Origin of the sequence: Larkinella knui (assembly GCF_003858645.1) — a bacterium.
GTDB classification, from domain to species: Bacteria; Bacteroidota; Bacteroidia; order Cytophagales; family Spirosomataceae; genus Larkinella; species Larkinella knui.
This window is the reverse complement of record NZ_RQJP01000003.1, coordinates 356,989-378,826: the sequence shown is the minus strand read 5'-3', so window position 1 is coordinate 378,826 and position 21,838 is coordinate 356,989. Positions and strand designations below refer to the sequence as shown.

Sequence of the window (21,838 nt, the reverse complement as noted above, 5' to 3'; positions counted from 1 at the left end):
TTTTGCAAGTTTCCTTCGGATTACCCGGTTTTACTGGGGAATAATAGTATTAAATCCAGAATAAATTGATAGATAGAGTAAGTATACAGATAAATGAAGGCATAATCTTTTAGAGATGGAGTTAAGTTATCAGACGGTAAAAGTTTGGAGACAGCGTGCGGTTTCTGGGCAATTTTGAATCTAACGACTTATTACTTACCTTCCAATTTCTGACAGCGGTTTAGTCGCCGGGTTCAATTCCTTCCGACCAAAGTCCCTGCGGATTGCGCCCATAGCCCTAAGTTACAATTTGTTACCACCGAGATGGACACCCTGCTTTTTTGTTTTGCCAACGACCGGGATCATCCTTTGCCCTCTTTGCGGGATGAAGACGACGGTATCGACCGTCTGCTGGATCTGCGGAGTAGCAAAGGCCACTTTCAGAAAGTGCGGGATTCATTTGCCTCGACCAGCTCGGTAGCCGACAAGCTGGCGGCTTACCAGCAAACCTTGAGCCTTTTTCATTTCAGCGGTCACGCTGGCAGTTCGGTTTTGCAACTTGAAGATACGGTGGCGCGGGGCGTGGGCATTGCCCAGTTGCTCGGCCGTTGCCCGAATCTGAAGCTGGTTTTTCTCAATGGCTGCTCTACTCTCCAGCACATTCGGCTGCTGGCGGCCCAGAACGTGAAAGCGGCCATTATTGCCACCAGCACGCCGATTGAAGACAAAGCCGCATCGGTTTTTGCCCTCACATTTTACCGTGCTCTGGCCAATCAGCATTCCGTAGAAGAATCCCTCGATATAGCCCAACTGAAATTGCAGGTGAGCGAAGCGACTACTATTCAGGTGGTTGACAGGGCGATGGTCGATCTGTCGGAAGAAGAAGTTAACCGGAACCTCTGGTATTTCCACCGTCCGTCCGACGAAGCCGCGCGTTGGGAACTGCCCACGGCTGCCGAACAAACTGCCGTCGACTACAAGCCGAACAGCGCCCTGCGCAATGCGCTGTTCAATGCCCTCAATAAATACGAACCCAGTTTGCGGGAGAAGTTCATGCAGGTCAGTAAGCAGTCGCCGGAGTCGCAGATTCTCTGGATCAACGATGCCATTTTGAGCCGCCTGCCGTATCCGATTGCCGAGCCACTCCGCCGGTTATTTACGCCCCCGTTCACGCCCGAAGGCAAGAAAATGCCGATTAAATGCGATCAGGAGCGGCTCCTCAATTATACGGCTTTGTTTGAGTCGGCGATTGATTTACTGGTCATTACGATGCTGGCGCAGGTGCTCGACCGGCTGATTCGGTACCGGAAAGAGGGAGTCAAACCACCTATGACGACCGAAACCACCGCCCTGGTGCAGCGCCTGGTGACGGAAGGCTGGTCGAATCTGGAACCGATCCAGTTGGAACGGGCGCTGAAAAATCTGAGTGCGTTTCTGATGGAAAGCCAGGTCGCGCTCTTTATTCCGGAAATGCAGGAACTGGCCCGGCACTTCGACGAACGGGAGGCTTTCTACGAGTGCGTTCTATTTTTTGACGATCTCCGCCGGCGGCTCGCCAAATCCGCCGGACTGGCCAGCATTCCGTCGCTCTGTCAGGTGGGCGAGGATCAACTGGTGGAACTGTGCAAACGGCTCGGGTTCTGGGCCAACTACCAGCTCGAATCGTACAAAAACATTCGCGTCGTGCGTTTTTTTTACCGCCAGGAAGAATATAATCACGAAAAGGCGGTATTGCGGACGACTCAGAATCCGTACGAAGACAAGTCATTTCAGGAGGTTAAAATGATAAATCCCTGGGCGTCACAATCCGTGCTGCTGGTGAAAGTCCGGCGGGAAACCGCTACCGGCGAACCCGAAACCGCCGATTTTCTGAACCTTTCCCCCTTGCTGATCGACCGGAATGTGTACATCAAAAGCAATGTTTTCGATCCGTACAGTTTTCATTCGTCGCAAACCGGAACGCTTCAGTTCAAGCACATCGCCCGGCCCGAAGATCCGTTGATGAGCGTGTTGTTTAAACCCACTGAAACGGAACTGCTCCAGAAACAGGACTTTACGACGCTGCGCGAACAATTCAGTACCGTTTTTACGCTCGTTTCTTTACCCGATCCGCTGGCGATGACCGAAAACGAACCCGTTTCCGAAAATACCGATCTCAACATCGACCTGCTTTCTCTGTCTGACTAAACCATGTCCGCTCACCCGCCCGTTAGCAGTCCGTTTAAATTTCTTGATGCCTACACGGCCGCTGATCAATCCCGGTTTTTTGGTCGGAACGCGGAGCAAAAACGGCTCGTCGAACTGCTCTTCCGTTCCCGGCTCATTCTGGTGTATGGCCCGTCGGGAACCGGAAAAACCAGCCTGGTACAGTGTGGTCTGGCCAAAGCCATTCCCGCATCCGATTATTTTTCGATGCCCATCCGGCGCCGGGGCGATTTGCGGCAGACGCTGGTTACGACGCTGACCGGTATGCTGGAGGAAACCGCCACGACGGAACCGCTTGCCCTCATTGCGGAGTGTATTCGCTACGCGCTGCGCCCGATTTACCTGCTGTTCGACCAACTCGAAGAACTGTTTATCAGCGGTACGGCGGAGGAGCAGACCTGGTTTGCCGGTTTTTTAAAAGCGGTCGATCAGTCGTCGCTGGCCTGTAAAATCGTGCTGGTGATCCGGGAAGATTTTCTGGCGTACCTCTACGGATTTGAGGATCAACTGCCCGGTTTGTTCGATTTCCGGATGCGGGTCGAGCCGATGAGCGAACGGAATTTGCAGGAAGTCATTACCGGCACCTTCAGCCAGATTCAAGACGTTCGGCTGGTGGATGAACCCCGGACGGTCAGGCTGATTCTGGAAAATAACCGCAGTTCGGCCAATACCTTCCAGTTGCCGTATCTTCAGGTGTATCTGGATCGGCTCTGGCGGCTGGAAAACGAAAAAGAGCCGGAACCGCCGGTCTGGATTACGCCGGCTTTGGTGGAGCAGGTGGGCCGGATCGATGATGTGCTGGAAGTTTTTCTGGTCGAACAAAAGAAATCCATCACCGACCGATTGCCGCCGGACGAGCAGCCCGCCGTTTCGACCATTCTGGAAGCCTTTGTCACCTACGAAGGGACGCGCCGGGAACACCGGCTTGCGTCGCTGGAAGAAAATACCGGTTTGCCGGTTGCACTGCTGGTGCCGGTTTTGGGCGAACTGGAACGCACCCGCCTGGTTCGCCGGGACGACGACACCTACGAACTGGCGCACGATAGTCTGGCCAAGGTGATCGATAAAGGGCGTTCGGCGGAACAACGACAGATCAACGACATTATTCGGCGGCTGAAAGATGCGTATCGCGAATATACCGAAAAAAAACAGGCCGACGATTTGCTGCTTCCCCCGCGCCGGTTGTCCGAAATTCAGCTGTACGAAACCGCCATCCAGGGCGAACTGGACCGCAGCCTGAGCAAAGCCGAAAGTGCCGAAAAGTGGAAATACATCGAGGATAGCCGCGAATTTCACCGGCGCGAACAGCGCCGGGAACTGGAAGAACAGCAGCGTAAAAATGCCCGTTTAAAACGGACGGTCGCCTTTGTGTCGGTATTGCTGGTGGTGGCGCTGGCTTCGGTCTGGTTTGCCGTCGATCAGTGGAATAAAACCAACCGGACGCGCATCGTGTTGCAGGCCGACGGCATGGACCCCGTGCAGGCGCTGGTGACGGTGGCGGTGGCCTATGAACAGGACCCCAACGACCTGAACCGAAAATCACTCTACAATCATTTTTACAACCACCGGCTTTATTCGTCGAAACTGGAGCTGAACGGCACGGCCATTCGGGGCATCGATTATTCGTTCGACGGGCGGTCACTGCTGCTGGTAGCGGAAGATAATATGGTTTACCGGCGGAGCGCAACCGGTGAGCCGCTGGGCGATGGATTGTTTATTCCGGGCCGGTATTTGTCGGTCGAACTATCGGGTGATGGCCGGCGGGTGGTGGCGCTGGTGGAACCGGGCAAGCTGTTCCTGGGCGATCTGGAAAGCCACACCCTGCAACGAATGGGGAACGACAGCACCATCAACACGGCCACGATGTCGCCGGATGGGCAAACGGTTCTGACGACGAACGACAGCGGTTTGATCACGATCTGGCGGACGGATGGCAGCAAGCCGGAAACCCTCAAGTCCATGCCGCCGGTCGAGCTGGCGGGGTATTCCATGGACGGACGGATGATGCTGACTGTTCCGACCCTGTCAGATGCGGATTCGGAGGTGAATCTGAATAAAAAAATTCAGATCTGGGATCGGCACGGCAAACACCTGCTGGACTCGCTGACGATGCCTGACGCGGTTTTATCGGCTGAAATAAACGCCGATGGATCCATGCTGATCGTCAGTACCATGAATGGGCGGGTTTTTCGCTGGGATCGAACCACCCGAAAGCTATGGCCCTTACAGCTCCTGAACAAGAATTTCCTCTTCCCGGAAGTGAAATTCTCCCGCGATGGTCAACGGCTGGCGGCTGCCGTCGGGAAGGTGGTTTACTGGTGGGATGCGGCCGGCAAGGTGCTGGATACCCTGGCGTATGAACGGCGAATCAGAACCGTCGAATTGTCGCCGGATGGACAAACGACTCTGATTGTGGTCGATACGGACGTCGAATTACGGGATGCCAACAAACAGTTCAAGGGAAAATTATCCCATACGGCTGCGGTTGCGTCGGCGTTTTTTTCTCCCGATGGGAAAACCATTCTTACCCATACGGAAGAAGGGAAAGTTTTTCTCTGGAAGCTCAACGATGAACGGCTGGTGGAATTGCCGCACCTGGAAGGTGTCCGGGATTTTGATGTTTCGGCGGATGGGGCGTTCATTACGACGCTGACGGATGCGAATTGGATCTACGTCTGGAACCGGGCGGGCGCGGTGGTCGATTCGATGGCCACCGATTCGGTCATGGATCGGGTTCTGGCTTCGAACGACGCGCGGACTATTTTCATCATCAACATCGGAAAGGATGTCTCGTGCTGGAACCGGCAGGATCGGCGCCTGATCGGTTTGACGGGCGAAGTCGCCGATTTTTCCGACGACCATCAGGTTTTGCTGACGCGTACCAAAACCGGGAAAGGACTTCTGTGGAATTCCAAAGGGCAACAAATCGATAGCATTCCGATCAGTCTGGAAGACAAGAGCGCCTTTTTGTCAGACAATGGACAGGAATTATTACTTCGGTCGAGGAATGGGAAACTGTATTTCTGGAGCCGTGCTGACCGCAAGGTGATTGAACTGCCGGGCAAACAGGCGGCCGGAACCATCAGTCCGGACGGGGCATCGATCGTTGGCCTGACGGTTGGCGAAACCGACGTCTTGTCGGTATGGAATCAGCAGGGCAAGCCGGTGGCCACCTATCCACTGAAAACCGTGCGCTTATCCGAAGGCTATCGGCTTACCGCTTTCCGGGTTTCACCTTCCGGCGAGGAGATCATGATTCTGCTGTCCGGCGAAAATCAGGCTTTTGTCTGGAGTCGAAAAACCGGGGGGCTCAGTTTGTTCAATCACAACAAGGTCGTGGAGGTGGCCGAATTTTCGCCGGACGGTTTGCTTCTGGCCACCCTCCAGTCCGAAGGACAATCCATTTGGTGGAGCATGAACGGGCAGCGGTTGCTGGAATGGGTGGGAGCGGTGAACCAATACCGGTTTTTGCAGGATGGCTCTGTGTATTATACGGTTCAGAATAACCGGGTGTCGATCTGGCCGGGGCCGAATTTCATCATTCCGTGGCTCAATCAGCACATTTCGGCTACCAAACGGCGGACGATTCTGGACGATGTCCGGGACCAGTACAAGCTGCAAACCTCCTTTTGGGAAGCGATCTGGCAATCTTTTAGGGATTAAGGCTGAATATCGGCCAGTTACACAAAAAGTCTTTGTATGCGAGTGCTCGATTATGTACCTTATTTGCAGAAAAACGTGTCGATCCGTATGAAACCCTTCGTTGGCCTGGTTTTGATTTGCCTCTGTGTAGCGAGTCTGCCAACGCGCGGGCAGGCGGTGGGAGAACCGGTTGTTCAGTTTAAGAACGATTCAATACCGGCCATGGCCTTTAGTGTAACCGGCTCCGGGCGGCATTTTAACCGGTTTTATCCCGTTAATGCCGATAGCGTCCGGTTGCGGATTGGCGATACGCTACAGGTGAAAGTGACGCCCATCCAGTCGAACCGGAACCTGATTATTTCCATCCGGAACTGTTACGGGAATTGCACCATCGACGAGCGGGCCACCAGTGGATCGAAAACAAATGCCTACGCGGTTTTGTCCGCTAACATCGACACCCTGAAGGATTTAACGTTGAAAGTGCCCATCACCCAGACCGTAAATTTTACGGACAATACCGGGCGAAAACTGTCGCTGGACAATTCAAGCCTTAAATTCATTTTTGTTTACATTTCCAATCCGAATATGTCGCCGGCGGTGTATGACCTTCAGGTTTCGGTGATCCGAAAAACGGAACGGAACAATGAGTATCCGCTGCCCGCCAAACTGAAACGGCCCTCGGTAACAACCGCCCGGTATCACGCCGTTTTGATCGGCATCAACGACTACAGCGACGAACGGATCAAGCTCAACCGCCCCCGTAGCGACATGGCCCGGCTGGATAGTGTGCTTCGCCAGCGGTACGATTTTACGTCGATTATCCGCTTGCCCAATGCCACCAAAAAAATGGTGAAAGATACGCTGACGGCCCTTTCTTACCGGCTGTTGAGCGACGATAACCTGCTGATTTTCTTTGCCGGACACAGTGTGAGTACCGACGAAAACAACGGATTTTGGGCGTTGCAGGACACCCGGCAGGAAGACCTCGACAGCTATCTGTCCAATGCATCGCTGGTGTCTATTCTGAATGAAATGCGGACCCAGCACCTTTTGCTGGTGGTCGATGCGTGTTACGGTGCCACGATCGTGTCGTATCAGGTGATGACCAATCAGAAACTGCAGACCTGGGATGAAAAATACAACCAGAAAAGCCGGAAAGCCATGAGTTGCAGTTCGCTGGAAGAAGTGCCCGACAACAGTGTTTTTCTGGAGTACTTTATCCGGCGGCTGGCCACCAATTCGGAAGAGTATCTGCCGTCGGAAGAGCTCTTTGACAGCCTTAAAAACGAAGTTCACAACAAAACGCAAATCCGCCAGAAACCGACCTACGGGCACATTAAAGGCTTGACGCCGGGCGCGGGTGATTTTCTGTTCAAACGAAAAATGCGGTTAGCCAGCAAATCGGAATGAAACGGCTTCTGTTCATCGGCCTTTTTGGATTGGGAATCCCGGTGTTGGGAAAACCGGTTTCGGCGGATTCCAGCCGGACGAAAGGCGACACGCTGGAAGTGAGTTACATCAAGGTTTTTTTCATGGATGCGTCTGTGCCGGATTCGAGTCGCAAAGTGACGATCAGTTACAGCCAGAAAAGTGTTATTCTGGTGAACGATTACACCAAACCGGCCACCCTTGAAATCAGTAAAGACATGAAACAATGGTCGGCTTTTACGATTCAGGCCAGCAACGTGAGCATTTATCCGACCAACAACGCCCAGCTTTTCGTTCGGCTGAAAACCGATCCGGCCCGAAGTAATAAATACACCGTTCGGCGCGGTTCGCGCTACCGGATTTACCTCGGCGCCGATGGCAAACTGGCGTTAAATCCAGAAGATTAAGATACGCTCCACGGCTTCGGTCGTCAGTTCAACCGAACTATATTTTTACGAAGGTCGCCAGTTTACATTTCACCCGACTCCAGGTCGAAACCAGAAGAACGAAAGCCGTCCAGTCCGGTAGTGGCCACCGGAAAAGGCGAAAAACCGGTTTCGCGCTTTGAAAGGGCCGTTCCTTTTTAGCCAGCGCAACGGTACGGGCAATCAGTTGTTGTAGCTCCGCTTCGGGTAGTGGCCGGTCGTGCACCTGCAAAGCCGCCACCACCGTTCGGGCGAGCCTGAAATCTGCCGCGCGGTCGGGATTAGAGACTTGCCAGAGATACCAGAAGGCATCGCTTTCGGCCGTGGGCTGCAAAACCCACTTCCGGAAGGATTCATTCCAGATCAATTTTTCGATATTCGGGTTGTGCTGCGGCTGCATCCGATGGCTGTCTGCTGGTTGAACTATCAGGAATCCGGCGCTGCGGATTCATCATTGAACGGCAATTTCCTGAAACGGCACTGCAATCAAAACACCATACTAAGTAGTGAAATCAAGGAGAAACCCGCTTTCCACTGGCATCTGAAGTACCTGATGGCTTCCTGAAGCAAATTGGAAACCGACTGGGGGGCTGTGCGCATCACCACGGCGATGTGGTCACGGTCCAGTTCCTGAAAAAACTTCAGATAAACCACTTCCTGTTGCCGTTTGGGCAATTGCTCAATGAGCCGTTGCACGTTGCCGACCACCTGGCGGGCGGTTTCATCTTCCACTAAATTTGGATTCACCGAAAATTCCACCGAAAAATGATCGGCATTGGTGGTCAGATGGCCGGGCTTCATGCGCCGGATGTCAATGGCGCGCTGAATCTGCCGGCGAAGGCAAGCCAGCAGGTAGGCTTTTATCACAACGTTATCGTTGAGTTCGGCCCGTTTTTGCCACATTTCCAGGAAAAGGTCCTGAATGCAGTCTTTTATAAAGTCAGCGTCGTCGGAATATTTACTGCCGTAGGAAAAGAGAAAACGCCCGTACTGCTCCATCAGAGCCTGCAAAGCGAGAAAATTCCCCTTTTTAAACTGCTGCCATACTTCGGACTTTTCGGAGAAAACCGGATTTTTATTCAGTCTGTTCATCTAGCCCTTTTCTACGATATTGCAGCGGTCTTGCTTTCCAAAAATAGAAATTGTTCTGGTTTTAAAAAACAAGTGCCAGAAACTATTGAATAAATACCATATTTAATTCCCGCACACCGGTCTGCCCATGCCCTGTCATTCGGCGCGCGTTCAGATCCTGACAAACGGATTTGATTTTTTCTCCCGGCCAATGGTGGTCGAGTCCAGGTGCCCGGGATAAACCGTGTAGTCGTCGGGCAGGGTATACAACTGGGTCCGGATGCTGCGGGCCAGGGTGTCAAAATCCGAAAGCGGGAAGTCGGTTCGGCCAACGCTGCCCCGAAACAGCACGTCGCCCCCAATTACGAAGCGGCCGGCGTGGTTAACAAAAGCCACGTGGCCCGGCGCATGTCCCGGTACGAAACGCACTTCAAGCTCCGAATTTCCGAACGTGATGATTTGCCCGGCCAGCAGAAAATGATCGACATCGGTTTCTTCGTAGGCCCTAATCCCGTAGTGCGGAGCCAGGATTTTGGCGGATCTCAAAACTGGCAGATCGCTCTCGTGGAGGTATAAATCAATTCCGTAGGTCCGTTTGACAAACGCATTCCCCAGCACGTGATCGATGTGGGCGTGCGTATTGAGCAGTTTAACGGGTTTCAGCTTATTTTGCGTCATGAAAGCGGTCAGTTCCGCTTTTTCGGCCGGGTCGTAACAACCCGGATCGATGATTACCGCTTCGAGCGTTTCGTCGTATAAGACGTAGGTATTTTCGGCTAACGGGTTAAACGTAAATGACTGGATCTGTACCATTTTACCGGGTATCGAATAGCATTACAGGAGTAAAAACAAGCTCGGTTTTTTGTGCAAATCCGGTGTTTGGGCCTTCCATTCGCGGATGCTGAGCGTCTTGACCAGCTCGTCACTGGCTGTCAAATTGCAGGCAATACACAGGCGGGTTTCGGGATTGCAGGCGGTTAGAATATCCGCCAGAAGGTGGTTGTTGCGGTAGGGCGTTTCCATGAAGATCTGCGTTTGCAGCCGTTTGCGGGCGTCCATTTCCAACTGCTTGATTTCCTGAAGCCGGGCCGGTTTTTCGATCGACAGATACCCGTGAAAGGCAAACGACTGTCCGCTCATGCCCGACGCCATCAACGCCAGAAGAATGGACGACGGACCAACCAGCGGCCGGACCTGCCAGCCCGTCTGATGGGCCAGCCGCACGGCCACGGCACCGGGATCGGCCACACCGGGGCAACCGGCTTCGGACAACACGCCCGCATCCCGGTTTTGCAGCTTCAGGAAGTGAAGTTGTTGCCGGGTTTCGGCTTCGGGCGTGTCTTTGTCGAGGTCATAAAAGGTTAGCTCGTCGATAACCACACCGGTTTTCAGGCTGCTGATAAAGCGCCGGGCGGTCCGGACGTTCTCGACAAAAAAAGTCCCCGTCTGGCCGATTACGTCGCGAATTTGGGGTGGCAACACGTGTTCGGCGGTATTTTCGGCCAGAATCGTTGGGATAAGATACAGAATGGGCATTTTCCAGGTACTAATAAATCAGCCAAACCCGAATCATGGATCGATGAAAACAGGGATTCGCTGAATGGGTTAGCTTTGTACTTTCAACAAAATTACTCATAAAGCACCATGGAAACCGCATTCGAAACGATAAACCACATCATTCGCTCGCGCAGAAGTATTTTTCCGCCCGACTATACCGATCAGCAAATCCCCCGCGACGTGATTGAAACCATCGTCGCAAACGCCAATTTTGCCCCGACTCACCGCCTGACGCAACCCTGGCGGTTCACAATTTTTCGGGAAAAAGGGCTGTTCAGGCTGGCCGACTTTCTGGCTGAAAACTACCGGTTACACACACCGCCGGCGGCATTTTCGGAAGGAAAGTACGAAACCACCCGCACCAAGGTTTTGCAATCCTCCTGCGTCATGGTCATTACGATGCAACTTCATCCCGACAAGGTGCCGGAATGGGAAGAACTGGCCGCGGTGGCCTGTGCCGTTCAGAATATGTGGCTGACAGCCACGGCCTTAAATGTAGGGGCTTACTGGAGCACGCCGGGCAATCTGGAGGCTCTGGGCGAATTTTTAAACCTGAATTCCTCGCAAAAATGCGTCGGACTTTTTTACATGGGATACCACAACGCCAAAGCCAAACCCGCGATTCGCAAACCAATCGAGGAGAAAGTGACGTGGGTGGAAGAGAATTAAAAAAGTGAAGAGTTGGCTGACGCATTCAAGCGCGTCAGCCAACTCTTCACTTTTTTAATTCTCCTTCAGAAACCGCATTAGGATCTCTACAAACTCGGCCGGTTTTTCAGCTTGCACCCAGTGACCGGCACCGTCAATGGTTTCGAGGGTGCTGTTGGGAAATATTCGTTTGATTTCGGCCTGATCGCTATCCTTGATGTAACGGGATTCGCTGCCCCGGATAAACAGGGTTGGTTCTGTGACCGTCCTGACGTTCCGCAACTCACCACCGATGCCATACAGTTCCTGCTCGATGACGGGCAGATTGAGCCGCCAGTCAAATTGCCCCTGCTCGGTACGGAACAGGTTTTTCAGCAGGAATTGCCGGACGGAAAGCAAGGGTTCGTACTGACTTAGAATTTCGTCGGCTTCGTTCCGGCTTTTGATGCTGGCAAGATCGATGGCTTTCAATCCCCGGATTAATTCGGCGTGGTGTATGGGATAAAATTTAGGCGCAATGTCAACGATAACCAGGTGGCTGAACTGGCCCGGATAGTCCATGGCAAACTGCATGACAGTTTTTCCACCCATTGAGTGGCCGACAACGATCGGTTTTTCCAACTGGTAATCAGTAATGAACTCCTGCAAATCGGCGGCCATGGCGTCATAATCGAACACTTCGCTACGCGGAGAGCGCCCGTGGTTGCGCTGGTCGACCAGGAAGACCCGGTGGTTGTGTTCCGCAATCGTTTTAGAAATCGTCAGCCAGTTGTCGGACGAACCGAAAATACCGTGCAGAATGATGATGGGCGTGCCGGTGTCGCCGGTTTGTCGGGAAAAAAGTTTCATAGTACGTACCCACGAACCGCCGGGCGGCCCCGTTTAGTCCGCAAATCTTGACGTTAGTTTTCACGGGTAAAAGTAAGGAATCTTTCACGGACTAGCTGTACGGGCGGACTAAACGGGTACAGTTAGCGGACGTAAACCACCTTTTCTCTTTTTTCAATGAGCGCTCCGAAGGCCTTCAGATGAAGTTTGTATTCAAAGGCAATCTGCTCGAAGAGCGTTGCGCTGCGCGAATCGACCGCAATCAACAAGCCCCCGCTGAGTTGCGGATCTGCCAAAATAAACCGCTGTTCCTCCGTTAACTCGTTGATTTTTTCTCCGAAATAGTCCCAGTTGCGGTGCGTTCCATCCGGAATGCAGCCCTGCGCCAGGTAATCGCCCAAAACGGGCAGCACCGGAATTTTATGAAAGTCAATTTCCGTACTCAGACCGCTGCTTTCGGCCATCGTTATGAGTTGGCCCAGCAAACCGTATTCCGAAACGTGCGTAAGCGCCTTGACGTAAGGCAGTTTGCCCAGAAAGGCCCCGAACGTGTTCAGTTTGGTCATTTGGTGGAGTGCCAGTTCGGCGTGCTCGGGACTCAGAATTTCTTTTTGCCGGGCGGTGGTCAGAATACCGACTCCGAGCGGTTTGGTCAGATACAGGCAGCAGCCTTCGGTAGCGGTACTGATTTGCTTCAAATGATTCAGGCGGACTTTGCCCGTAACGGCCAGACCGAAAAACGGTTCGCTGCTTTCAAGGCTGTGAACGGCCGCCAGCGGAATACCGGCTTCGGCGCAGAGGGCGCGGCCACCCTCCAGGATTTGCCCGGCCATTTCGACCGTAATCTGGTCGGTTGGCCAACCCAGAATGGCGACCGCCAGCAGCGGTTCTCCGCCCATGGCGTAGATGGTGTTGAGCGCATTGGCGGACGCAATTCGTCCGAAATCGTAGGGGTCGTCGACAAAGGGAGCGAAGAAATCAGCACTGCTAACGACGGCTTCCCCGTGTCCGGTTTCCAGCACCACGGCATCGTCGCGGCTGTTCGATCCGACCAGCAAATTCGGGAAATCGGGCCGGGAAGACAATGGCGGGTTCAAAAGCGAGTTTAGGACGTCCGGGGCAATTTTACCCCCAAAACCCGTGCTACGGCTAAATTGAGCCAGTTTGTATATTTCCGTTTGTTGAATCATGTCAGTTGAACGTGTAACCTCAGTTCGGTTTCTAAAATTGTATTACTTAAATATAAAAAGAAAGGTTTAAAAAAGGGTAAACAAGAGGAAGGCAGCGAAGGTGCAATTTGCGGTTAATTATCTGAATAGTAGAAGATTATATAAAATGGGTACAAAAACCGGAGCCGGGATAAGGCGATGGTAACAAAAAAATAATATGGGGAAATTGAACGATAAAAACAGATTTATGGAGTTTTTGGGGAAAGCTTGTTTGTAAAATTGTTATTATAGTACTTTACTAAGAACTGCTAGTTGAGTCACAAAAAAAAATGTCGTTTCTTTGTAGTGAACTGTAGCAAGTTTCAGATACACTTCAAACCAAATTTAACCAAATCAACCATTTTTATGAACAGAAAATTACGGTCTGTCTACCTGGTAGCCTTACTAAGCGGACTGGCACTTGCCTTGTTTAGCGGAGGCAATGTTCAGGCTCAGGTGACATCTTCTGCCATTGCGGGTTTTGTAAAAGACCAAAAAGGAGATGGGCTTCCCGGTGCAACCATCGTGGCCGTTCACACGCCTTCCGGTACCCGGTATGGAACGGTTACGAACAATGAAGGTCGGTACACATTTCCCAATGTTCGGGTTGGCGGGCCGTATACAGTTACGGCGACTTTTGTTGGGTTTAAAGAACAAGTTAAAAGTGACATTCTGGCTAGTTTGGGAACGGCCGCCAATGTCGATTTTTCGATGACGGATGAAAGTACCCAGCTTTCTGAAATTGTCGTTTCGGGCAACCGCAGCGATATTTTCAGTTCGGACCGCACCGGGGCCGCTGCTTCGTTCGGGCGGGACGCCATCAACACCATTCCGACCATTGGCCGGTCCATTACCGATATTTCGAAATACAACCCCTACGGAAACGGGCAGTCGTTTGCCGGTCAGGATCCCCGGTTCAACAACTTTACCATCGATGGTTCGGTGTTCAACAACGGTTTCGGACTGGGTAGCTCGGCGCTGGCCGGTGGCCGGACCGGTACGACAGCGGTTTCACTCGATGCCATCGACCAGATTCAGGTGAACGTGGCGCCGTTCGACATTCGTCAGTCAGGCTTTACGGGGGCGGGTGTCAACGCCGTAACCCGGTCGGGAACCAATGACTTTTCGGGTTCGGTTTATCACCTGTTCCGGAATAACAGCCTGGTGGGCAAAAAAGCGGACGGAACGGTGATTTCACCGGCTCCCAACATCAACGAGAAAACGTACGGTTTTCGCCTGGGTGGGCCGATCATCAAAAATAAGCTGTTTTTCTTTGTAAACGGCGAGATGTTCGATAGCAGCACGCCGGCCCTGACCTGGAGCCTAAACCGGGGTCAGTCGGGTAGCAACGTGTCGCGGGTTACCGAAGCCGACATGAAGGACCTCGATCAGTTTATGCAAACGAATTTTGGTCGCAGCCTGGGGGCCTTTGATGGCTTCAACAACGACGTGAAAAGCCGGAAAGGGTTGATCCGCCTGGATTACAACATCAACGATCAGCACAAACTGTCGGTGCGGTATTCGCACCACAATTCGGAAACGGGTTCGATCATCAGCAACAGCAACAGTAGCAACACGGCGGGTAATGGAAACCGGACCAACAGCAACCTGGCGATTTCGCCGGAAAATTCCGGGTACATCATTGCTGACAATACCCGCTCGATTGCGGCTGAATTGACCTCGAATTTTGGCGGAAAGTCGGCCAACAATCTCATCTTTACCTACAACAAGCAGATTGAAGACCGGACGTATAAAACCGCTTTGTTCCCGACCATCGATATCCTGAAAGACGGTAGCACCTACACGTCCATCGGTTTCGATCCGTTCACGCCGAACAACAAGCTGAATTATTCGACGATGAACATCACCAACAATTTCAGCTATTTTGCCGGTAAACACACGTTGACGGCTGGGGTAGTTTTTGAACATTACACGTCGAATAACGTCTTCTTCCCCTCCTCGAACGGGGTATATGTTTATAACTCCATCGAAGACTTCAAGACGGCGGCTTTAGCGTCGATCAATAACCCGACCGCAACGACCTCGCCGGTGACGGTAGCCCGCTACAACCTGCGGACATCCCGGATACCGGGTGGTGGCGAACCGCTTCAGACGCTGAAACGCAATCTGTACAGTGCCTATGTTCAGGATGAGTTCCAGGCTACGCCGAATTTCAAACTGACTGTTGGCTTGCGGGCTGACATCTTCAAGTACGACAACAGCACGGCGACCGATTTTAACAACCCGATTGTGGCCGGTCTGACTTTCAAGGATGAAAATGGGGAAAATTACAAAGTAACGACCGGAACATTTCCGAAAGCGCGCCTGCTGTTGTCGCCCCGAATTGGGTTTAACTACGACGTAAAAGGAAACAAGACGACGCAAATCCGGGGAGGAACCGGTATTTTCGTTTCCCGGATTCCGGAAGTGTTGATTTCCAATCAGCTGGGTAACAACGGGGTGAACACGGCCGCTTTTAACTATACGAATACGACGGCATTTCCATTTGTAACCGATCCAAGCAAGCTGCCTGAAGCTGTTCGGCCCAAACCAGTTCCTATTGCCGAACTGCCCCCTTATCAGATCAACGCCGAAGATCAGAACCTGAAATACCCGCAAATCTGGAAAACGAACCTGGCCATCGACCAGCGTTTGCCCTGGGGCTTGATCGGAACGCTGGAATTTGTTTACAACAAAAATATCCAGGCCCTTCGCTACATCGATGCCAACCTGAAAGCGCCCGAGGGCGGTAAGACCCTGAGCGGCCCGGACAACCGTCAACTGTTCCCCGCTTTCGGAGTCCCGGCGGCTGGTTTGGCAGCGGCCCGGTATTACAACACCCAAATTTCGAATGCCTTCGTATTGAGAAACACCAACAAAGGAAGTTCCTACATCGTAACGGCGAAGTTGGAAAAACCGGCTACCCGTGGTTTGGGTGGAATGATCGCCTACACCTATGGTGAAGCCCGGGATCTGGCTTTTGTCGGAAGTACGGTTCAGGCCAACGTGCCGACGATTTACGGTCAGAATTACCTGACGACGGCGTATTCCGACCAGGATCTGCGTCACAAGATTGTGGGCTATGCCAATTACCGCATCAACTACGGTGGCAAATTGGGCGGTTCTACGACGTTCACGCTGGGTATGCTCTCCACCAGTGGCAGCAAGATTTCGTACACCTACAACCAGGATGTGAACCTGGACGGACAAACGACCAACGATTTGTTGTATGTGCCGAAAAATGCCTCTGAACTAACCTTCCTTCCACTGACGGTACCCGCACAGGCTGCTACGGCAACCTCACCTGCATTTCCGGCCGCTACGTATTCACCGGAGCAGCAACAGGCGGCTTTCGAAGCGTACATCAATGGCAATGACTACCTGAAAACCCGTCGCGGTCAGTACGCCGAGCGGAATGGTGGTCAGTATCCGTGGTTAACCCGTTTTGATTTCACCGTAATTCAGGAGTTTTACGTAGCCGTTGGCGCGAAAGGCAAGAAGAACACGATTCAATTCCGTGCCGACATCCTGAACGTAGGCAACCTGCTGAACAATAGCTGGGGTTTAGGCAATTCGGTGACAACGTTTAACCCACTGACGCTGGCGAGTATCAACACGACGACGGGTGTGCCATCCTACCGGTTGGCAACGCAGGTTATTAACAAGCAGACGGTTCTGCTGAAAGATTCGTTTGTGCCTGCCCAGAACGTCAATGCGGTTTATCAGGCGCAGATCGGTATCCGGTATATCTTTAATTAATTAGTTGAAATTCGTATTAACGCCCCCGCCGGAGTCATTCGGTGGGGGTTATTTTTTCGTCAGAACTATGAAAAAGCTACTTCTTGTCGGGTCTTTACTGCTGAATTCGGTTGCGGTTTTTGCGCAGAAAGCACCAAAGTACACCACCGGAAAGGCGCTGGAAGCGGTTTTTGCGTATCGTCCGGATCGTAAAATACCGCTCATTCTGGCGCACCGGGGCGGTCCGCAGGCTTCGGAAACGGAAAATAGTATGGCAACCTTCCGGCATACGTACGCTCAGGTGCCCGAGGCCATTCTCGAAATGGATGTCCGGATGACCAAAGACAGCGTGTTGGCGATGTTGCACGACGATGAAATTGAACGGACAACCACCGGAAAAGGCTCGTTGAAGGCGATGACCTGGGCCGAACTGAAGGCGGTTTTTCTCCGCGATTTACAAGGCAACCCCACCCGCCAGCGTATTCCGACTTTCGACGAGGTGCTGCAATGGGGCGCTGGTCGGGTTTTGATGGCGATCGACGCCAAACCGGGCGTCGATCTGCGGAAGGTGATGAAGGCCATTGTAGACCAAAAAGCCCTGCACAGTGTGTTTATCATCTGTTATTCGACGGAGGATGCGCTCAGCGTGCGGAAAAACTATCCCGACGTCTGGGTGGCGGTTGGTTTCAATGAGGCCAATCACGGCGAAACGCTTCAGAAAGCCGGTTTGTCGCTTCGCCACCTGATCGGCTTATCGGCCCGGCAGAACCGCGAGTTTTACGAACGACTGCATCAGGATGGGATTCCGTGTACGGTCAGCACCTTCGGCCCCGGTAATCTGGACGAAAAACCGCTCGCCGAAGTGGCGAATGAGTACCGAACGTTTTTTCAGACCGGAGCCGATATTCTGACCACCGACCGGCCTGCGGAGGTCCGGGCGTTGTTTGCAAAGTGAAGATTTCACAGAAATAATGGTAAAATTCCCTTACATTGGTGTCGTCATTGTAAGAGAATTCGAACATGCTGAGCCTGGAGGAAGAAATACAGATCGTGCAGTTTGGGCAGGGTATCGAGTCGGATTTCAGCCTGCTGGATCGCTTTCGCCAACTGGAAACCGGTGAGAAAAGAAAGCGGATGCAGAACCTCTCGTTTCTCCTGTGGGGGGTGAAAACCGTTGACGCCGATATCGATCAGGCTATTGCAGCTAGTTCGTTAAACGAAACGGACCTTGCGGTTGTCCAGCTGAGGAAAGACCGGACCAGGATCAACCGCACCGCACTCCTGCCGGATGACGAACTTGAAAAAGCGTACCGCCTGTATCTCCATTTATTCAAAACCGCTTATCGACGCTCGTTTGACGCAGAAAAAGGCAACCTGACAGACTGGTGGTTACAGGATCTGTCGGACGATGCAACGGTTCGAAAACTGGTTTTGGAGTATCAGGCGCTGGTGGAGGAAATCTATGCGGATAGAGGCTTCCGGAACGAATTTGGTAGTCTGGCCAGGCATTGGTACGCGAATTTCAAAGCGGCCGAAAAAAGTGCTGAAGAACCGGTTTTCGACAGCCACACCAAATTCCATTTTCTGACCTACGATGAGATGATAGCCGAGTCTGCCCGGCAATTTGATCGCCGGCATTCGGAAGGAATAGCGCTTTTGCGCCGTTCATTGAACAATGCTCTTTCCATCCGGTACCAATTAGAACCCCAACGCGTCTGGCGAATCATTTCGGATGTGGTTGACCGGCATATGGACAACCTGAAACTTCTTGAGCGGGCTTATGAAGCGTTCAATAAGCGGGATATCGATGCTGTGCTGGCCCTTATGCAGCCGGACGTTGACTGGCCTAACGGATGGGAGGGCGGTTTTGTGCATGGGCATGAAGCCGTTCGGGACTACTGGACGCGGCAATGGCAGCAATTGGATCCGCGGGTAACACCGGTTTCGTTTCAAATCCGGTCGAATGGAGAAATTGAAGCCGATGTGCATCAGTTCGTTAAGGATAGGGAAGGTCGGGTGGTGGCCGATAGTCAGGTCAAACACGTCTACACGCTACGGGGCGGGAAAATAAAAACGATGAATATTGAATCGTAACGGGTACTGCCATTACACCTTTGGCCCGATTCCCTGCGTCCGCAGCGCAATGGTGGCATCCCGATACCCCTGAACGATCAGCCGCCCAATGTCGTCGGACGAAAACCGCATCAGGTTCAAATACAGCGGTTCGTGGGGCCGGACGAGCGTCAGGTGCATGTCTTTTCCCCGTAATTTTTCACGCTCGATCCAGCGTTCGGCCCAGGCAATGTCGTTGTTGACAATCTGGTTGACCGTAATGTCTTTCACCCGCTCGACCAGATTCAGCAGACTGCGGTAGTTGAACTTCTCCGTAAAAATGTGTTTGGCGTGGCAGGCGACGCAAACCAGTTCGACGGCTCCGTCGTCGATGGCTTCCCGCAGCGGGGCCACTTCGCGCAAACCGCCGTCGAGAAACATCTTCTGGCGATCACCGCCGATGCAGACGGCGGGCATCAGAAACGGCAGCGAACTGCTGGCAATGACATAATCCAGAATGGATTCGTCGTCGTTGCTGGTATACACCATATCCCCTTTAATGATATCGACAGCCCCGACTTTCAGCTTGATCGGGCTGTTGACCAGAATCGGAAGTTTGATGTGCGTTTTGAGCAGCGCCTGGAGCGGAGCATTGTCCAGCAAACCATCGAAACGACTCAACAACGTATTATAGCCCATCATAAACCGCGGTCGCACGATGGCCACGTCTTCGGGGCGTGTGATGTTTCGAATCCAGAATTCGATCAATTGGCGACCGGCTTTTTTCCAGTCTACAGCGCCGTGTTCGGCAAACTGCTTGCCGGCTTCGTGAACCAGAAAAGCCGCATTTAAACTGCCCACCGACACGCCGTAAATGACTTCGGGTTCGAAACCGGTTTCCAGAATGGCCTGAATGGCACCGGCCTGAAAAGCACCCTTGAGCGAACCGCCCCCTAAAACCAGTGCACGCATGGAAGAAATGATGAATAATGGACGATGAACGATGAATGTAAACGGGAATGACAGGCGTCTTTTTATTTATCGTCCATCATTCATCATTTTTATTGTTTGTAACATTACATTTTTAGCACCAATCTTCCAACCCGGACGAAGTTTTTACGAAGTATTGTCCTGATCTCGCGTTTGAGTGGTATACTTGCGGCCTGAATACGGTTCGTCCAGCCCGACGAACTGATGTGAACGATGCCACTATCAATCCGGGACATACAAGCGCCGATTGCTGCCGAAATGGAAACATTTGAGCAGAAATTCCGGCAGTTTATGAAAAGCGAAGTCATGCTTCTGGATCAGATCATGAACTACATCGTGCGCCGGAAGGGCAAACAGATTCGGCCCATGTTCGTTTTTCTGACGGCTGGCGTTTGCGGCCCAATCAACGAATCGACGTATCGCGGGGCGGCCCTGATCGAACTGATTCATACGGCGACGCTCGTGCACGACGATGTGGTCGATGACTCCAACTACCGCCGGAGCTTTTTTTCCGTCAATGCCTTGTGGAAAAACAAGATTGCCGTATTGGTTGGCGATTATCTGCTTTCGCGGAGCCTGTTTCTGGCCGTTGACCACGAAGATTTCGACTTTTTGAAATTGATCAATCGGGCGGTAAAGGAAATATCGGAAGGGGAATTACTGCAAATTGAAAAAGCCCGGCGACTCGATATTACGGAAGCCATCTATTTTGAAATTATCCGCCAGAAGACCGCGACGCTGATTGCAGCCTGCTGTGCGGTGGGAGCCCGTTCCGTCGATGCCTCGGCCGAAACGATTGAGACCGCCCGGATGTTTGGCGAAAAAGTGGGCATTGCTTTCCAGATCAAAGACGATTTATTCGACTACGGGGAGGAGGAGGTTGGCAAACCGCTCGGGATCGACATCAAGGAAAAGAAGATGACACTGCCGCTGATCTACGCCCTCAACCACGCGGGATGGGCCGAAAAACGCCGGATGATCAATATCGTCAAGAACGAAAGTGAAAACCCGAAGCGGGTTGCCGAAGTGATTGATTTTGTGAAAAAATCGGGCGGTATTCAGTACGCCACGACGGTGATGACCCGCTACGTCGACGAAGCCAAAGCCCTGCTGTTCACCCTGCCCGACTCCCGCTACCGCACTTCCCTGGAGCACCTGGTGCAGTATACGATTGAACGGAGTAAATGAGTTAAAATAATGATGGATTATGAATGATGAACGATGAATTGCTTCGCGTCAGCCCATTCATCGTTCATCATTCATAATCCATCATTCCTCCTTTCCCGCGCTTCCGGCAGCTTCCACCAGGGCAAATAGGGCCAGGCGTGGTGTTCGGCGTGGTAACCGAAAAAGTAGCAGCTCAGAAAGGCGGTAATGTGATTCAGTTTCTGGCTGCGGGCGTTGTGGGGCGGGTTGTGGTGCTCGCCCCGGTGGGGCAGGTAGGTGCCAAAATAAAAGAGCTGAAACGTGCTCAATACCGCCGGAACCATCCAGAACGCAATCAGATTTTCCATCGGAAACCAGAGCTTCAGGAGATTGTAGGTAACCGCCATCAGCACAACTTGGATCACGGAGATGTATTCTTTCAGAAAACTGTAATACCAGGCCAGAAAACCGGGATTGCCGTCGTGGTAGTCCGGGTCGTCGTGGGTGGCGGAGTGTTTGTGGTGCAGGTGGTGTTTCTGGCGAAGCCGGTTGTAGTTATTGAACGCAAACAGCGTCGCACACAGAAAGCCAATCCCGTCATTCAGTCGCTTGTTGTTGGGCGCAACGACACCGTGGATGGAGTCGTGGGCGGTAATAAAAACGCCGGTATACAGGTGGGTTTGAACCAGAACAAAAAGGTAGACCAGCGGATTTTGCCAATCAATCGTAAAATTGAGCAGAAAAATCAGCATTCCCAGCCAACTCAGGAGAATGGCCGCGGCAAAGTAAAGGCCCCGGTTTCCAATTTGTGCCGGTTTAAACGAACTAGCAGAAGATACCATTTAACAATTCATTTACCGGCTAACGACCCGCGTACCAGAAATGTTCATTACTTTTGGGGTTGTAACCCAACTCATTTTC

General features: G+C 52.4%; 17 protein-coding genes. 9 read left to right on the top strand and 8 right to left on the bottom strand.

The annotated features are described in order from the left end of the window. The first annotated feature begins 303 nt into the window (after positions 1-303). The 4 genes from EHT87_RS15575 to EHT87_RS15560 all read left to right on the top strand — a co-directional run bounded on the left by EHT87_RS15575 (position 304) and on the right by EHT87_RS15560 (position 7,661). Positions 304-2,166 carry a CHAT domain-containing protein gene (locus tag EHT87_RS15575; RefSeq protein ID WP_124907576.1) on the top strand — a complete coding sequence of 621 codons (1,863 nt, stop codon included), beginning with the start codon at positions 304-306 and terminating at the stop codon, positions 2,164-2,166. Between the two features lie 3 nt (positions 2,167-2,169). Further along, on the top strand, positions 2,170-5,847 hold the full coding sequence (locus EHT87_RS15570) for an nSTAND1 domain-containing NTPase (protein ID WP_124907575.1): 3,678 nt from the start codon (positions 2,170-2,172) through the stop codon (positions 5,845-5,847). 87 nt (positions 5,848-5,934) lie between these two features. Then, positions 5,935-7,236 (top strand): caspase family protein, encoded by a 1,302-nt coding sequence (locus EHT87_RS15565; protein WP_185716240.1) that lies wholly within the window; start codon positions 5,935-5,937, stop codon positions 7,234-7,236. Further along, complete coding sequence (locus tag EHT87_RS15560; RefSeq protein ID WP_124907573.1) at positions 7,233-7,661, top strand: hypothetical protein; 429 nt, start codon at positions 7,233-7,235, stop codon at positions 7,659-7,661. Before EHT87_RS15565 ends, EHT87_RS15560 begins: the two co-directional genes overlap by 4 nt. Positions 7,662-7,698: 37 nt before the next feature. Here EHT87_RS15560 and EHT87_RS15555 read toward each other — a convergent pair whose 3' ends face one another. From EHT87_RS15555 to EHT87_RS15540, 4 genes are all read right to left on the bottom strand, one after another. Further along, positions 7,699-8,079: a hypothetical protein gene (locus EHT87_RS15555; RefSeq protein WP_124907572.1), complete on the bottom strand. Its 381-nt coding sequence runs from the start codon at positions 8,077-8,079 to the stop codon at positions 7,699-7,701. Positions 8,080-8,165: 86 nt separating this feature from the next. After that, positions 8,166-8,771, bottom strand: coding sequence for an RNA polymerase sigma factor (locus EHT87_RS15550; RefSeq protein ID WP_124907571.1), 606 nt, complete (start codon positions 8,769-8,771; stop codon positions 8,166-8,168). A 150-nt stretch (positions 8,772-8,921) separates the two neighbouring features. Then, the gene (locus tag EHT87_RS15545) at positions 8,922-9,563 is read right to left on the bottom strand and encodes an MBL fold metallo-hydrolase (RefSeq protein WP_124907570.1); all 642 of its coding nucleotides are present in this window, start codon (positions 9,561-9,563) and stop codon (positions 8,922-8,924) included. A gap of 21 nt (positions 9,564-9,584) precedes the next feature. After that, positions 9,585-10,286: an SAM-dependent methyltransferase gene (locus EHT87_RS15540; protein ID WP_124907569.1), complete on the bottom strand. Its 702-nt coding sequence runs from the start codon at positions 10,284-10,286 to the stop codon at positions 9,585-9,587. A 108-nt stretch (positions 10,287-10,394) separates the two neighbouring features. On the opposite strand from EHT87_RS15540, the gene EHT87_RS15535 reads away from it, so the two are divergent. Next, positions 10,395-10,976, top strand: a complete 582-nt coding sequence (locus EHT87_RS15535) for a nitroreductase family protein (protein WP_124907568.1) — start codon at positions 10,395-10,397, stop codon at positions 10,974-10,976. A 54-nt stretch (positions 10,977-11,030) separates the two neighbouring features. On the opposite strand, the gene EHT87_RS15530 is transcribed toward EHT87_RS15535, so the two are convergent. Together EHT87_RS15530 and selD are read right to left on the bottom strand one after the other, a co-directional pair. Continuing rightward, the gene (locus EHT87_RS15530; RefSeq protein WP_124907567.1) at positions 11,031-11,804 is read right to left on the bottom strand and encodes an alpha/beta fold hydrolase; all 774 of its coding nucleotides are present in this window, start codon (positions 11,802-11,804) and stop codon (positions 11,031-11,033) included. 122 nt (positions 11,805-11,926) lie between these two features. Beyond that, positions 11,927-12,973 carry a selenide, water dikinase SelD gene (gene selD, locus EHT87_RS15525; protein ID WP_124907566.1) on the bottom strand — a complete coding sequence of 349 codons (1,047 nt, stop codon included), beginning with the start codon at positions 12,971-12,973 and terminating at the stop codon, positions 11,927-11,929. 384 nt (positions 12,974-13,357) lie between these two features. On the opposite strand from selD, the gene EHT87_RS15520 reads away from it, so the two are divergent. The 3 genes from EHT87_RS15520 (at position 13,358) to EHT87_RS31520 (ending at position 18,823) form a co-directional block, all read left to right on the top strand. Further along, on the top strand, positions 13,358-16,750 hold the full coding sequence (locus EHT87_RS15520; RefSeq protein ID WP_124907565.1) for a TonB-dependent receptor: 3,393 nt from the start codon (positions 13,358-13,360) through the stop codon (positions 16,748-16,750). Positions 16,751-16,817: 67 nt separating this feature from the next. After that, positions 16,818-17,684 carry a glycerophosphodiester phosphodiesterase family protein gene (locus EHT87_RS15515; RefSeq protein WP_124907564.1) on the top strand — a complete coding sequence of 289 codons (867 nt, stop codon included), beginning with the start codon at positions 16,818-16,820 and terminating at the stop codon, positions 17,682-17,684. A 65-nt stretch (positions 17,685-17,749) separates the two neighbouring features. Then, the gene (locus tag EHT87_RS31520) at positions 17,750-18,823 is read left to right on the top strand and encodes a nuclear transport factor 2 family protein (protein WP_221622027.1); all 1,074 of its coding nucleotides are present in this window, start codon (positions 17,750-17,752) and stop codon (positions 18,821-18,823) included. Between the two features lie 12 nt (positions 18,824-18,835). Here the strand turns inward: EHT87_RS31520 and EHT87_RS15505 are convergent, their stop codons facing one another. Next, positions 18,836-19,753 (bottom strand): patatin-like phospholipase family protein, encoded by a 918-nt coding sequence (locus EHT87_RS15505; protein WP_124907563.1) that lies wholly within the window; start codon positions 19,751-19,753, stop codon positions 18,836-18,838. 231 nt (positions 19,754-19,984) lie between these two features. Between EHT87_RS15505 and EHT87_RS15500 the strand changes: the two genes are divergently transcribed. Then, positions 19,985-20,959 (top strand): polyprenyl synthetase family protein, encoded by a 975-nt coding sequence (locus EHT87_RS15500; RefSeq protein WP_124907562.1) that lies wholly within the window; start codon positions 19,985-19,987, stop codon positions 20,957-20,959. 71 nt (positions 20,960-21,030) lie between these two features. On the opposite strand, the gene EHT87_RS15495 is transcribed toward EHT87_RS15500, so the two are convergent. Then, a complete protein-coding gene (locus tag EHT87_RS15495; protein WP_124907561.1) occupies positions 21,031-21,759 on the bottom strand; it encodes a fatty acid desaturase in 729 nt (242 codons plus the stop codon). Between the last annotated feature and the right edge of the window lie 79 nt (positions 21,760-21,838).

Bases quoted from the DNA above. Each gene is read 5' to 3' on its own strand.
- EHT87_RS15575 (WP_124907576.1), top strand. From the start codon at position 304: ATGGACACCCTGCTTTTTTGTTTTGCCAACGACCGGGATCATCCTTTG.
- EHT87_RS15570 (WP_124907575.1), top strand. From the start codon at position 2,170: ATGTCCGCTCACCCGCCCGTTAGCAGTCCGTTTAAATTTCTTGATGCC.
- EHT87_RS15565 (WP_185716240.1), top strand. From the start codon at position 5,935: ATGAAACCCTTCGTTGGCCTGGTTTTGATTTGCCTCTGTGTAGCGAGT.
- EHT87_RS15560 (WP_124907573.1), top strand. From the start codon at position 7,233: ATGAAACGGCTTCTGTTCATCGGCCTTTTTGGATTGGGAATCCCGGTG.
- EHT87_RS15555 (WP_124907572.1), bottom strand. From the start codon at position 8,079: ATGCAGCCGCAGCACAACCCGAATATCGAAAAATTGATCTGGAATGAA.
- EHT87_RS15550 (WP_124907571.1), bottom strand. From the start codon at position 8,771: ATGAACAGACTGAATAAAAATCCGGTTTTCTCCGAAAAGTCCGAAGTA.
- EHT87_RS15545 (WP_124907570.1), bottom strand. From the start codon at position 9,563: ATGGTACAGATCCAGTCATTTACGTTTAACCCGTTAGCCGAAAATACC.
- EHT87_RS15540 (WP_124907569.1), bottom strand. From the start codon at position 10,286: ATGCCCATTCTGTATCTTATCCCAACGATTCTGGCCGAAAATACCGCC.
- EHT87_RS15535 (WP_124907568.1), top strand. From the start codon at position 10,395: ATGGAAACCGCATTCGAAACGATAAACCACATCATTCGCTCGCGCAGA.
- EHT87_RS15530 (WP_124907567.1), bottom strand. From the start codon at position 11,804: ATGAAACTTTTTTCCCGACAAACCGGCGACACCGGCACGCCCATCATC.
- selD (WP_124907566.1), bottom strand. From the start codon at position 12,973: ATGATTCAACAAACGGAAATATACAAACTGGCTCAATTTAGCCGTAGC.
- EHT87_RS15520 (WP_124907565.1), top strand. From the start codon at position 13,358: ATGAACAGAAAATTACGGTCTGTCTACCTGGTAGCCTTACTAAGCGGA.
- EHT87_RS15515 (WP_124907564.1), top strand. From the start codon at position 16,818: ATGAAAAAGCTACTTCTTGTCGGGTCTTTACTGCTGAATTCGGTTGCG.
- EHT87_RS31520 (WP_221622027.1), top strand. From the start codon at position 17,750: ATGCTGAGCCTGGAGGAAGAAATACAGATCGTGCAGTTTGGGCAGGGT.
- EHT87_RS15505 (WP_124907563.1), bottom strand. From the start codon at position 19,753: ATGCGTGCACTGGTTTTAGGGGGCGGTTCGCTCAAGGGTGCTTTTCAG.
- EHT87_RS15500 (WP_124907562.1), top strand. From the start codon at position 19,985: ATGCCACTATCAATCCGGGACATACAAGCGCCGATTGCTGCCGAAATG.
- EHT87_RS15495 (WP_124907561.1), bottom strand. From the start codon at position 21,759: ATGGTATCTTCTGCTAGTTCGTTTAAACCGGCACAAATTGGAAACCGG.